This is a genomic window from Geobacillus sp. E263 (assembly GCF_007197795.1).
GTDB classification, from domain to species: Bacteria; Bacillota; Bacilli; order Bacillales; family Anoxybacillaceae; genus Parageobacillus_B; species Parageobacillus_B toebii.
In genome coordinates this window covers 1954769-1967331 of the sequence record NZ_CP041632.1, presented here as the reverse complement: position 1 = coordinate 1967331, position 12563 = coordinate 1954769, and the positions used below count along the sequence as shown (strand labels likewise).

General features: G+C 39.8%; 6 protein-coding genes and 3 pseudogenes. 7 read left to right on the top strand and 2 right to left on the bottom strand.

What is annotated here, in order from left to right; genetic code table 11:
* From FNL97_RS18480 to FNL97_RS10155, 7 genes and pseudogenes are all read left to right on the top strand, one after another.
* Positions 1-213: pseudogene (locus FNL97_RS18480) on the top strand (YdbC family protein); the annotation flags it as partial.
* Between the two features lie 476 nt (positions 214-689).
* Positions 690-1021 (top strand): annotated as a pseudogene (locus FNL97_RS10175) (nucleotide pyrophosphohydrolase).
* A gap of 214 nt (positions 1022-1235) precedes the next feature.
* Entirely contained in the window at positions 1236-2021 is a 786-nt protein-coding gene (locus FNL97_RS10170; protein ID WP_062679415.1) for an MPN domain-containing protein, read from the top strand.
* 126 nt (positions 2022-2147) lie between these two features.
* Positions 2148-5861, top strand: coding sequence for an ATP-dependent DNA helicase (locus FNL97_RS10165; protein ID WP_143415725.1), 3714 nt, complete (start codon positions 2148-2150; stop codon positions 5859-5861).
* 131 nt (positions 5862-5992) lie between these two features.
* Positions 5993-6121 carry a hypothetical protein gene (locus FNL97_RS18475; RefSeq protein ID WP_268796334.1) on the top strand — a complete coding sequence of 43 codons (129 nt, stop codon included), beginning with the start codon at positions 5993-5995 and terminating at the stop codon, positions 6119-6121.
* Positions 6122-6233: 112 nt separating this feature from the next.
* Positions 6234-6491, top strand: a complete 258-nt coding sequence (locus FNL97_RS10160; RefSeq protein ID WP_062679417.1) for a hypothetical protein — start codon at positions 6234-6236, stop codon at positions 6489-6491.
* A gap of 235 nt (positions 6492-6726) precedes the next feature.
* Positions 6727-8046, top strand: a complete 1320-nt coding sequence (locus FNL97_RS10155) for an IS4 family transposase (RefSeq protein ID WP_143415724.1) — start codon at positions 6727-6729, stop codon at positions 8044-8046.
* A 236-nt stretch (positions 8047-8282) separates the two neighbouring features.
* On the opposite strand, the pseudogene FNL97_RS10150 reads toward FNL97_RS10155, so the two are convergent.
* Together FNL97_RS10150 and FNL97_RS10140 are read right to left on the bottom strand one after the other, a co-directional pair.
* A pseudogene (locus tag FNL97_RS10150) lies at positions 8283-9445 on the bottom strand (IS256 family transposase).
* Between the two features lie 851 nt (positions 9446-10296).
* Positions 10297-12342 carry a molybdopterin oxidoreductase family protein gene (locus FNL97_RS10140; protein ID WP_143415723.1) on the bottom strand — a complete coding sequence of 682 codons (2046 nt, stop codon included), beginning with the start codon at positions 12340-12342 and terminating at the stop codon, positions 10297-10299.
* Positions 12343-12563 lie beyond the last annotated feature (221 nt).

Sequence of the window (12563 nt, the reverse complement as noted above, 5' to 3'; positions counted from 1 at the left end):
TTGTCAACGATTCAATTTGAAATCAAAAAACAAATAGCAACATTATCTAGCTCATCCAAAGGGTGGAGTAAGGAATTAAACCTTATTAGTTGGAACGGTTATCCTCCAAAGTATGATATAAGAGATTGGAATGCTTCACATACGAAAATGGGAAAAGGCGTTACCCTTTCAGAGTCAGAGTTAAAAGAGCTATACTACGCATTAAAACAGTTGTTTGAGGGAAGTCAATCTGAAGAACTTAACCCGCAAAGATATAACTGGCAAGAACAAGTCAATGGGTGGTTAGAACATTCTCCATTATTTATTCAGCAAATCAAGAATGTTCTTATGTTCATGAAAGAAAAAGGGTACTCTGTCGAGAAACAAAGAGAATTACTAATTGGGGCGCAATCAGCAGCATCTGAAGAAGCGTTGCAATATGAAATGGAAAGCATTAGCAGCATCTATAGCCCATTATATAGCGAGTTTATCGATTTAGTTCAAAAGTTAGAATTAGAAACATTGGAGCAATTTTTTAATATGATCGAAAATATGTAATCTTGCAATCTGTTTTGAAGAGAGATTTTTTTGAAAGAGTATGTTCGGTCACTGTATGGTTTCTAAGATGGGGATTTTCTGCATTCATTTATGCATACTTATGAGTTTTAGGACATGTTCTAAACTTTTGTACATGTTCGGAGGGAATTGTATTGAAACACTTACAGCAAAAAATCATTAAATTTCGTGATGTGCGCAACTTGGAAACAGTTTCATACTCTAAAAGATTTAGCGATTTCTTTGACTTTAGAAGCAGGGGAGTTGCTGGAAAATTTCCAATGGAAAACAAGCGAAGAAGCAGTTCAAGATAATTTTGAAAATATTAAGGATGAACTAGCTGATATAGTTATTTATGCACTTTTGTTGTCACATGAATTAGGCATCGACTTAGAAGAAGCAATCATCAATAAAATGGAAAAAATGAAAAAAAGTATCCGGTGGAAAAGCGTTTGGTTCAAAGAAAAAATATGATGAACTAAAATGACCGGAAAACAACTTGAAAAGTGGTGTTTGTATCGATAAAAGAGAAATATATGTACGTTAATATAGGATAGATAAGAGAAAAAGACGAAATCATTTTTCCTATTGTAAGAATCCGTAGTGTGGAATGATAAGGTACACTCACAGATTTTTAAACGTTTTTTAGGTTTGTTCATAAAAGCTATTCATTTTACTTTACTTAAAATGAGGTGCTTTCGATGAAAAATCATCTAGAACTAATTCAACACTCTTTTTCAACGATATTATTGGATGCAATACAATTTTTTCCGCAAAATAAAAAGAGAGTAAACACAGAATCATTTGGTCTATTATTTGGATTAAAAAAAGAAACGGGCTATGAATGTGATTTTGCTTTTCCTGTTGGAAGTGTCTCGAAGCGAACAGAGGATTTAGTGCAACCAGATCAAAAGATAAATGAAGCGATTCAAAGCGCTAAATGTTTATTCTCAACTTCTAAATGGATAGGTACATACCATAGTCATCCACACGAGGAATACTTTGAACACTGGGCAGATCCGAGTAATGCAGATGTTGAATTTGCACAGTATTTAAAATTGCCATATATGGTCATTATCGCATTAACGCGGAACGGAAAAGAGAACAAACCACTCTCATTAGATTTTAGTGTCGGACCAGCAGGGGAGTATTTTTATAACAAAAATAAACATCCACAAGACTATCCGGACGCTAAGCTGTTAAATGAAGAAGTGAATTTTATTCAAGGGGAGTTTCAAAAATATTTTTTCACTATACGTGCGTATCATTTTAATGGTAATTCTTTAAGGGATGTTGATTTATTTTCGACAGAGGCAGAATTATTACAGATGTTAAGTGAAGAAAATATAAATGTTAGCGCTCTCACAACTGCCCAGACATATCATTTACGTAAAATCGAATATAATTTACGCAACGGTGGAAGCAAACGAAGCGAATATAATACGGAGTATCATTTGAACCGGATTAAGAAGATGTTAGAAAAATAAATGAAAGGCACGGGTGTTATAGAATCGGATCACTAGCTAGGAGATGAGCCGTGTATATATTAAGAATGATAAGCCCGATGATATGTTGTTTGAATTCTATGACAGAAAGGAAGAAAAAATTTTATCATGTTACCAAATGAGATTTATCCATTAAAACATTTATCCGTTCGCGTCCCATGGCATGATCAAGGATGGAATGGGACGATTTGTAGCAATCCTGCGAAGAATACCAGCTGTTTAAAATTAAGAAGGATTGAAGAATTGAAAGATGAGGAATTGGAAAGCAAATATGCTGGAATGTCTATTGAAGAGCTATCACAAGATGTGTGGCCTTGTTGTGTGGCAGAACGGGGCATGTTTATGGCACCTTTTGACTATGTGAAAGTAGTTGACCATCCATATAAAGAAAGTTCAAAAGAAACGCATGGACATTTTAAGGCAACTCCTCTACGATTTCCGGCTTATTCAGCGGCGGTTATTCCATTTCGGTGGATGCTTAAATCGTCCATTAATGAGTTGAAAAAATATTATCCATTGGATGTAGATGAATCGAGAGAACCGAAGCTACCTTTTCCTAGCAACTGGTGGCAGGAGAAGACGAATCAAGAGACGTTATTAAATAGTTTCATGAATCATATACAAGTAGGCTCTTTAATTTTCTTTTATGCTAAACAAATTCCATTTGTTGAAGAAACGCGTAGAGTGCTTATTGGAGTGGCAAGAGTAAAACATATTGGAGAACTTACTGAATATCAATATGCCACTAAATCTCCATCTTTACGAGCAATGCTTTGGGAACGAATGGTTCAGCATACCCTTCGCCCTGATTTTCGTGATGGATTTTTGTTACCATATCAAGAATTGTTTACATATGCCGAAAAACACCCAGAAATAAATGTTGCAGAATGCATTGCTTTTGCTCCGGAAGAACGAATGGCTGAGTTTTCGTATGCGAGCGAACATGTATCGAATGACAGTGCCATTGAATGTTTAATTGAGTTAGCTAAATCACTAGAAAAAATGAAAAAATATATTCGTGGTCCATGGGACGAATGCCTGAAATGGATTGATGACCGTTTGTCTGAAATATGGAAATTGCGTGGACCATATCCGGGACTCGGAGCTTGCTTTACAGCGATGGGGATTTCACTAGGAACTTTTGTTGCTCGCGCTTTAGAACAGCACTTTACAGAGAATGCAGATATTTGGCCACTGGTAGATGCAATGTTTGAGAGTCCAAAAGATTATTTGCCATCTTCTTTAGCAAAGCAAGTAACACCAGAGTTATCTCGTATGTGGAAGCAAATGCCAAGTGAACGAAAAGAATTAGTTAAACTGTTAAGTCGAATGGAATTGTCAAACGAACAAGCAACAGTTGTGTTTGTACAATCGGAGCGAAAGAAAAAAGGGATTCATGCTGCAGATAATGATATTTTAAAAAATCCGTATATACTTTATGAGCAAACACGCCTTCAGCTCGAACCTATACCGATTTGGACAATTGATAAAGCAATGTTTCCAAATGAAGCATTACTTGAAACTTATCCTTTTCTTAGAGAAGGTACGTTGGATTCCAAATATGATATCAGACGGGTACGTGCATTAGTGGTATATGTATTAGAACAAGCTGCAAGCAACGGAGATACTTTATTGCCATTTGAGGAAATTGTTCGTCAAATTAGAAACTTACCAATCGTTCCGGATTGTGAACTTCATGAAGATCTTTTAACATCAATAGAAACGGATTTACAGCAGGAAATAATCATTGTTGAAATGGCAGACGGTTCTAAAGCGTATCAGCTTAAACGTCTTTACGAAATGGGACAATTAATTCGTGAAAAAGTAGAAAAGCGTTTGAAAGGTGCAAGGATTTCGATTTCTGCGGATTGGCGAGCTTTACTAGATGAAAAGCTTGGTGGACCCATCCAAATTGCTGATCCATATGAAGCAGAAAAAGAAGAGATGGCTCGTACAGAAAAAGCAGCTATTTTAAAGGAATTGGCGGAATCGAGAATTTCTGTTTTAATAGGACCTGCCGGAACAGGAAAAACGACTCTTTTGTCAACATTAATAAGTCATCCTGAGATTCAACAAGGGGATGTATTGTTGTTAGCCCCGACGGGAAAAGCACGTGTAAGAATGGAGGAAGTATCAAAAACGTTAAAGATAAAAGCGTATACTCTTGCCCAGTTTTTAGGTAGAACAAATCGATATGATTATCAAAACTTTCGATATCAGCTTATAAACGCAAAAGGAGAAAAACATGCACAAACAGTAATTGTAGATGAAGCTTCAATGTTGACAGAAGAAATGATGGCAGCGTTATTTGAAGCATTAGAAGGAGTCCAACGATTTATTTTTGTAGGTGATCCAAGACAACTGCCGCCAATCGGTGCAGGCAGACCGTTTGTTGATTTAGTAAACTATTTAACCCCAGATAATGTAGAAAGTATGTTTCCGAAAGTAGGAAAAGGTTATGGGCAATTAACGATTCCAAGACGCCAGTCAAGTGAAACTGGTGGGGAGCGAGATGACCTTCGTTTGGCACAATGGTTCAGCCGCAGCAGTGTTCACCCTGCAGATGATGAATACTTTGATGAAACTAATTTTTCAGTTAGTTCAAGTACTTTACGTTTTGTTCAGTGGAATCGGGAAGAGGAACTACTTCCGACACTAAAACGAGTATTAATGGAAGAATTGGAACTTGAGAATGAGAGTGACGTTGAGGGATTTGAGCGTACATTAGGTGGAGTAAAGAATGAAAAAGGCTATATAAACTTTGTGAGTCATCCAAGCGGTAAAAACAATTCAGTTCATAAAGTGGAAAGTTGGCAAATTTTATCACCAGTGAAAAATGCTTTGTATGGCGTGAAAGCGATTAATCGTGAAATTCACACGACGTTTAAGCAAGAGCGGATACGCTCATCACAAAGAACATTTAATCGTTATTTTCCAAAACCGATGGGACCAGAGCAAATTGTCTATGGAGATAAGGTTATTAATACTTTTAACCATAAACGAAATTATGTATGGCCAAAAGAAGGGGCACAATGCTATGTTGCGAATGGTGAAATTGGACTTGTAATAGGGCAATATGCACAAAATGCAACACACTTTAATGTGGAATTTTCTTCTCAGCCGGGATATCGCTATGAGTACTTCACTTCGGATTTTCGTGAAGAGGGAGAACCGGCATTAGAGCTTGCTTATGCCCTCACCGTTCATAAGTCACAAGGAAGCGAATTCGGAAAAGTGTTTGTGATTATTCCCGAATCATGTGCTTTATTATCACCTGAGTTGTTGTATACGGCGCTAACAAGACAAAAAGAGAAAGTGATTATTTTACATCAAGGGACGCGCTCAAATTTATGGCGTTATGCATCGGACCGCTATTCCGAAACAGCAAGACGCTATACAAATTTATTTGAAAAACCAAATATGATTGAAATAGATGATGGGGTGTTCTTGGAAAAACGATTAATACATCGCACGACAAGAGGGGAGCTAGTACGCTCTAAATCAGAAGTGATAATTGCAGATCTATTACATGCTAACGGAATTAATTATTTATATGAAGAACCTCTTAAACTTGGAGGGACTATCCGTTATCCAGATTTTACAATTGAAGATGATGATTTAGGAATTACTTACTATTGGGAACACTGTGGAATGTTGTCTAACCCAGAATATCGTAAACGCTGGGAAGCAAAACTTGAATGGTATCGTAGTCACAATATTCTTCCTATAGAAGAGGGAGGAAACCTCATTGTCACAATGGAGACGGAAAATGGGGGAATCGATTCGAAAAAGATTCAACAATTAATTTCTTCACTTTTTTAAAAAAAGTTCCTAGATCAAGTGACTCGGAAGCATGTCGATAGATTGGTAGAATAAAAGAGAAGAAAGTCCCTGTGCCCAGCGGCGGTAAGAAAAGTTGGCAGGACATTTCGTTTAATCAGAAGGAATCAAAGTTGAAGCCGGAAGAACAAGTAAAAACCAATTTTGCACGCAAACATTTTGAATTAATTGGGACGTATGATCACTTACGACAGAAGCCATTTTCGCTTCTGTTTATTTGTTTTTATGACATGATTCAATAAAATTTTTCACCAAAATAATGTACAGTGTTGATGAGTGGACAAACAACTTGTGAAAAGGGTATTGATTTGACCATGAGAGAAGGTATAAGACTATTAGTAGGGGGAAGATGATATGGCTCTGTCCTTCGAAGAAGCTCTAAATTTGTTTCGATCATTTGCTGAACTAAAAGAGAAAAAGGTAAAACCAGATAAAATCAATTTTGTGTTTGAAGGGAGCAGAACAAGAAGGAAAACGGTAATTAGAGAATTAAGGCATACAGGAAACGGTTATATTTATGCTGGCTACTTGCCTGAATGTAAAGAAAAGGTCGATAAAAACGGCATGATTAATATTAAGCAATTTAATACCAAAACTGAGAGCGTTTGTTGAAAAAGTCATTCCGTCTTTTAAAACAACATCGATCGGATAACAAAGAAGCGGTACCGTCAAGAATTTTGTGTAATGTAAGATAGATAGGGTATCTCTGAAATGGATTTAGAATAGAGGGGGGGATATTTCCCATAGCCATCAAGTTAAGAATTTGATCTTTTTTCAGCGCCAAAAACATGGTATCCTTTCTAACGAAAATCATCGTTGGAAAGGATTATTTTTTGATGGCAAAAAGATGAAGGCATGGATAACAACGATTCGTCAACTCTTCTCCTCTGAAGAACTGACCCGTCTGGCACGGAAAGTCGGATTCATTCAGCGGCAGCGTTCATTAACAGCGGAAGCCTTTCTGACGCTATGTGCTTGGGGAGACGGATCGCTCGCCTGTCAGTCGCTTCAGCGGTTGTGTGCCGATTTGGCGCTCTGGCATGATTGCTCTCTCTCGAATGAAGGACTGAATCAGCGGTTTACGCCTCGTGCCGTGGCGTTTTTAAAAGAGGTCTTTTTTACTCTCCTGATGCATCAACGTCCGGCACTCTCTTCCATCACCGAGACGTATCGCGCTTGTTTCACCCGTCTGCGGATCTTAGACTCTACCAGTTTTTTACTTCCGGCCGACTATGGTGAGGACTATCAAGGTTCGGTTTCATCTGGCGCCAAAATCCAATTTGAGTATGAGCTGTTATCGGGCACCTGTCTTCAGCTGTGCGTCCAACAGGCCAATGATTCCGATGCCCGCTTTGCTTATCATACCCAGCACACGATTTTACCGAATGACCTTTGCATTCGGGATCTGGGGTTTTTTTCACTCGCCACGCTGGCGGAGATCGATGCTCGAGGTGCTTATTATATTACCCGGTTGCGTTCCGATATCAAAGTCTATATCAAACAGGACGGGGAGTGGCACGAATGGGATTGGGAGTCGATAGGAAATCGATTGGACGAGGGGGAAGCCGTGGAAGTGGAACACGTGTATATCGGACACCAACGCCTGTATGTTCCGCGTCTGATTTTTCGCCGTCTCACGGCGGAAGAATGGGAAAAACGGCTGGCGTATGTGCGGAAAAAGGAAAAAAAGAAAGGGAAGGCGCTGTCACGCCAAACCCTTGAACAAAAGAAATATCACATCTTACTGACCAATTTACCACAAGAATCGTTTGATGCGCAACAAGTTTATGAGCTGTATTCGCTGCGCTGGCAAGTGGAGCTGTTATTTAAGGGCTGGAAATCCTTATTTGATCTTGACCGTGTCAAAAAGATGAAGAAGGAACGATTCGAATGCCACTTATATGGGACATTGATTGCCATTTTAGTCACGCAGACTCTTCTGTTCCAAGCCCGAAGGTATTGGCATCAACGGGAGGGAATCGAGAACAGTGAATGGAAAGCGCTTAATATCCTCCAATCGTATTGGCATCGGTTTCTTTTGCATCCCCAAGCGATGGAAACCGCCCTTCCATCTCTCCTGTCTCTGTTAAGGAAACACGCGAGGAAAGACCGAAGGAAAGGAGAGGAAACGGTATCGGATCTTTTAAAGAAATTGGGGATATGGTAGTGTGGGTTATGGATATAAATGCCAAATAACCCTCTTCTTGAGGGTTATTTGGCATGCCCAGCATTTGGTTTTCTCTTCATCCTTTGATTGATTTTTCGAACATGCGTATCATCCTAAAAAATTTTATACCGCTAACTTGACGGGTATGGGATATTTCCTCCACGCAAGAGACTGAATATTCAGTCTCTTGCGTGGAAAGGGAGAATCCCCTTATTTTGTTTATTTACAATATTTGGTTAACAATAACGTTCTTCAAACATTCGCTCGAGGGCTTCATGCGCTTCGGCAAATCCTCGCAACTTTCGCCCTGCCCATTTCTCGTTAAAGTCCTGTATCGTCAAATATACGACTTTTTCAGTGGCTTCTAAGCTACTCAAGCTGTTCATGGGTTTGAGACGTTTCCGAATTTCCTTGATCGTTCGATGGCATTGGTCGTGTAAATCACACTTCGAATACTGCTTGGGTCATCCATAAATGTTAGGAGGACATCCAACTCATTGGCCCGAGATTGAACTTCTCTTGGATATTTGCTGGACCATTTCGACTCAAACTGTTGAAACATTTGTAACGCCATCTCCTTATTCGGCGCGCGATAAATCAGCTTGAGATCCTCCGCCATTTCGAATTGGTCTTTTTTCCGAACACGATGGAGCGTGTTGCGGACTTTGTGAACGACACAACGTTGCACATCCGCTTTCGGATAAACCGCCTTAAAGGCTTCCTCCAACCCCGGTAGTCCATCGAATACGCCCAGAAGCACTTCCTTTACGCCCCTGTTGTATAGTTGTTGAAGAATTTCCTGCCATACATAGGCGCTTTCTTGTCCTCCCACGAAGAAATCCAGAATTTCTCGATACCCTTCTTCATTCACTCCTAACACCACATAAATGACTTCTTTCTCCACGGTTTCGCGACGAAGTTTTACGTATAAACCATCCAAATATAAGACGGAATAACGCTTGTGCAGTGGACGAGTGTGCCATTTCTCGATCTCTTCTTTCACGACATCGGTAATACGGCTGATCGTCGCTGGAGAATAAGCATTTCCTAGAATTCGTTCGATAAACTTGCCAATTTCCCGTGTACTCATGCCACTTTGATACATCCTGATGATGGCTTCCTCCAGCCAGCCTGTGTGGCGTTGATAAGGGGCAAACAACTGTGTTTGAAATTCTCCGTTTCGGTCTCTTGGCACCAAAAGCCCTTCAATTCGGCCATATTGCGTATCTAGATTTCGTTGATAGCAGCCGTTTCTCATATTCGGCGTTCCAGCCTGTTCGATTTCGAGGAAATTCTTGATTTCTTCCCGCATAATCAGCTCTAATTTTTCCTTCACAAACTGACGAATGACACTTTCCAGTTGATTTGCCCAGTCGACATTTGGTATACTTTTAGACATGGGTAGGGTTCTCCCTCTATAAATGTTGATATATCAACGGTTGTAGCCGTTTCAGGGGTGTCAAAAAATATTTTTCGACAAAGTTTCTAACATTATTTCTTAAATATGTGTATATCTTACATTGACTGGGTACGCTTCGCGGCCACTACTGGTTAAATTTGGTTGTAGTGGGGAAGCGTATGGGATGCACCGTGGATCTCTGCATCGCTGATGATGACGAACCCTCCCATGTCTCTTGGCATCCTTGTGCCTACATTCCTTCGTTCGGTCTAGTCATCAGGCAGAGGCTGGCTAAGCTCCTTTAGGGACTCAAGGTCGAATGGATGATATCGCGCCAGCTTCTCCGTGTCATCCTTGTTGTCTAGAGAATCGAGACTATAGGCATCAAGCAGCCGTTTCGAGGCCAAAGATGTCCTGCATCATTCGCTTCGCATCGAACGCTTGGTGCTTCGTACATACAGCGTGCAATACCTTCAATAATTTTCCGCTTTAAATTAATCAACAGTATTGATTAACGGAGCCTATGATAAAATGAATGGCAAACATACCAACAGAAAATTCACCAATGTTGTTTATTTGGACTACCCAACAATCGAGGAAGCACACAAAGTAACGAAAGATGAAATGCTTGTGATCTACCGTGACTTGTTTCGGGATTCCGTAATTTGGCAATATCCTGGGCTACAAAGATAAACGAAAATCACGAATATTATATTCACATCATTCATCTTAAAGGAAGTTCCCATAAGCAGACCCCCTTGGCATCCAAGGGGGTTCAACTAAGCCGCTGAAGAAGGATGGTTATTATACTGTCTACTTGACAGGGATATGTTCAAATTTTTCCTTTTTCTTCAATCCAAAACTTTCTCCACATTCACCCTCCCTGAAAAGAAAGTCGCTCCATTGCCCATATCGGCAACTCGGTCAGGAGTAAGAGAATTTACCAGATGTTTCGTACCTGGGGCATCGGCCCAGAGACCTTGAGTGACAACGACACCTGGAAGCACGTCTTCTCCAATAGAAACCTTCAATACACATTCTCCTCGATTGTTCCACACTCGGACTTGATCCCCATCCTTGATCCCCTTCGATAAAGCATCTTTGATATTCATATGCAAACGTGGTTCTTTTTCAAAAGAAATGTGTTTTTCATTATTAGAAAAGGTTGTGTTTAAAAAATTATGGTTAGGACCAGGCACAAACAAAAACGGGAAGTCTCCATCGTTAACAAGTGGTGTATAGGTTGGCAAAGGAGGGTAGCCATCTTGTTCCATCTTCCTTGAATAAAGTTCAATTTTTCCGCTAGGTGTTGGCAGTTTTCCTGGCAACAATGGTTTTACATTTGCTTTTACATACTGCTTTTTAACCAATGTTTCATAATCGATTCCTTCAAGGTAAGGTTTGTTTGGGTTATCCAGGGCTTGCGAAATCATTTCAGCTTCTGTCTCATATAAACATGGATCCTTGAATCCCATTTTTTTCGCAAGCAATTGGAACACTTCGACATTCGATTTGGACTCTCCATATCGTTCAATAACTGGCTGCTGAATTTGAACATAATGGTGCCAGTATGATGTATAAAGATCCGTATTTTCGAATGAAGATGTTGCAGGAAGTACAATATCTGCGTATTTTGCTGTTTCTGTCAAAAATAAGTCATGCACGACGACAAAGAGATCTTCCCTTGCCAGACCTTTTCTTACTTTATTGCTATTCGGTGCAACAACCGCAGGGTTTGTCCCGTACACAAATAATGATTTTATCGGTGGGTCTAATTCCAATAATGCTTGGCCAAGCAGGTTCATGTTTATGATTCGTGTATGTTTATTTTGCAACGAATCCGGGCGTTGCAAGCCCCTTGTATTAAGGGCCAAATAACCACTATTTGATTTGATGGCACCGCCGCCTTTTACAAGCCATTGTCCTGTCAGGGCAGGAAGACAAGCAATGGTACGAATACACATGCCCCCATTGTCATGATGCTGAAGACCATTGCCGATTCGAATAAAGGAAGGTGTGGTTTGGCCATACATTCTGGCTAGTTTATAAATATCTTCAACGGGAACACCTGTTATTCCAGAAACAGTGATGGGATCGTACTGGACAACATGCTCACGCAATTCTTCATGTCCGACTGTATACTTCTTCAAGAAATCGTTGTCTACCATGTTTTCGGCAAATAAAATATGCATCATGCCCAGTGCAAGAGCAGCATCGGTACCCGGCAATATTGGAATGAACCAATCTGCGAATTGCCCGGTTTGATTTTTATGTACATCAATGGCAATAATCTTTGCTCCATTCTTTCTAGCTTTTTGCGCAAGCACAACTTGATGCATGTTTGTGCTTACAGCATTAATTCCCCAGAAGATGATTAATTTTGAATGTATAGTATCTTCAGGGTCTATTCCAAAGCCGCCTCCCATTGTATATTTAAGCCCCTCCGAGCCAGCTGACGAACAAATTGACCGATCGAGCAGGGAGGCACCCAACCGATGAAAAAAACGCCGGTCCATTCCTTCAGCGCTGAGCCTTCCCATGTTGCCATAAAAGCTATACGGAAGAATGCTTTCAGGCCCATCTGTTTCAATCAGCTCTTTCCATTTGGAAGTAATTGTCTCAATCGCTTCGTCCCAGCTTATCCGTTCAAATTTCCCTTCTCCTTTAGCTCCTGTACGTTTCATTGGATATTTTAAGCGCTTTGGATCGTAGATTCGTTCAGTCATATTCCGTACTTTATTGCATATATTTCCCTTTGTCACAGGATGATTCGGATCTCCCTGTATTTTTACAATTTTTCCATCTTGTTTATGTACCAGTAACCCACATTGATCAGGGCAATCCAGAGGACAAACCGATGGAAATACACCTGTTGGCTGCTTTACAAATGAATGCATATATAGGCTCCTTTCATAATCTGGTTATATCTATCATAATACTATTTTGTTCATTTAAAAACTCTTGTCTCCATAAAGACAAACACCTCCATCAATCGAATGAAGTTATACTTCGATTCAGGAGGTGTTTTTTCCTTGTCCCATTTTACTAAGGCTTACTATTCAATCTAAGTTTTTTAATGCTAATAACAAGATATTGCCATAAATAATAACTAGGAATG

What these genes read in the sequence shown, in the direction of transcription:
- FNL97_RS10160 (WP_062679417.1), top strand. Translation starts at nt 6,234, where the DNA reads ATGGCTCTGTCCTTCGAAGAAGCTCTAAATTTGTTTCGATCATTTGCT.
- FNL97_RS10165 (WP_143415725.1), top strand. Translation starts at nt 2,148, where the DNA reads ATGTTACCAAATGAGATTTATCCATTAAAACATTTATCCGTTCGCGTC.
- FNL97_RS10155 (WP_143415724.1), top strand. Translation starts at nt 6,727, where the DNA reads ATGAAGGCATGGATAACAACGATTCGTCAACTCTTCTCCTCTGAAGAA.
- FNL97_RS10170 (WP_062679415.1), top strand. Translation starts at nt 1,236, where the DNA reads ATGAAAAATCATCTAGAACTAATTCAACACTCTTTTTCAACGATATTA.
- FNL97_RS10140 (WP_143415723.1), bottom strand. Translation starts at nt 12,342, where the DNA reads ATGCATTCATTTGTAAAGCAGCCAACAGGTGTATTTCCATCGGTTTGT.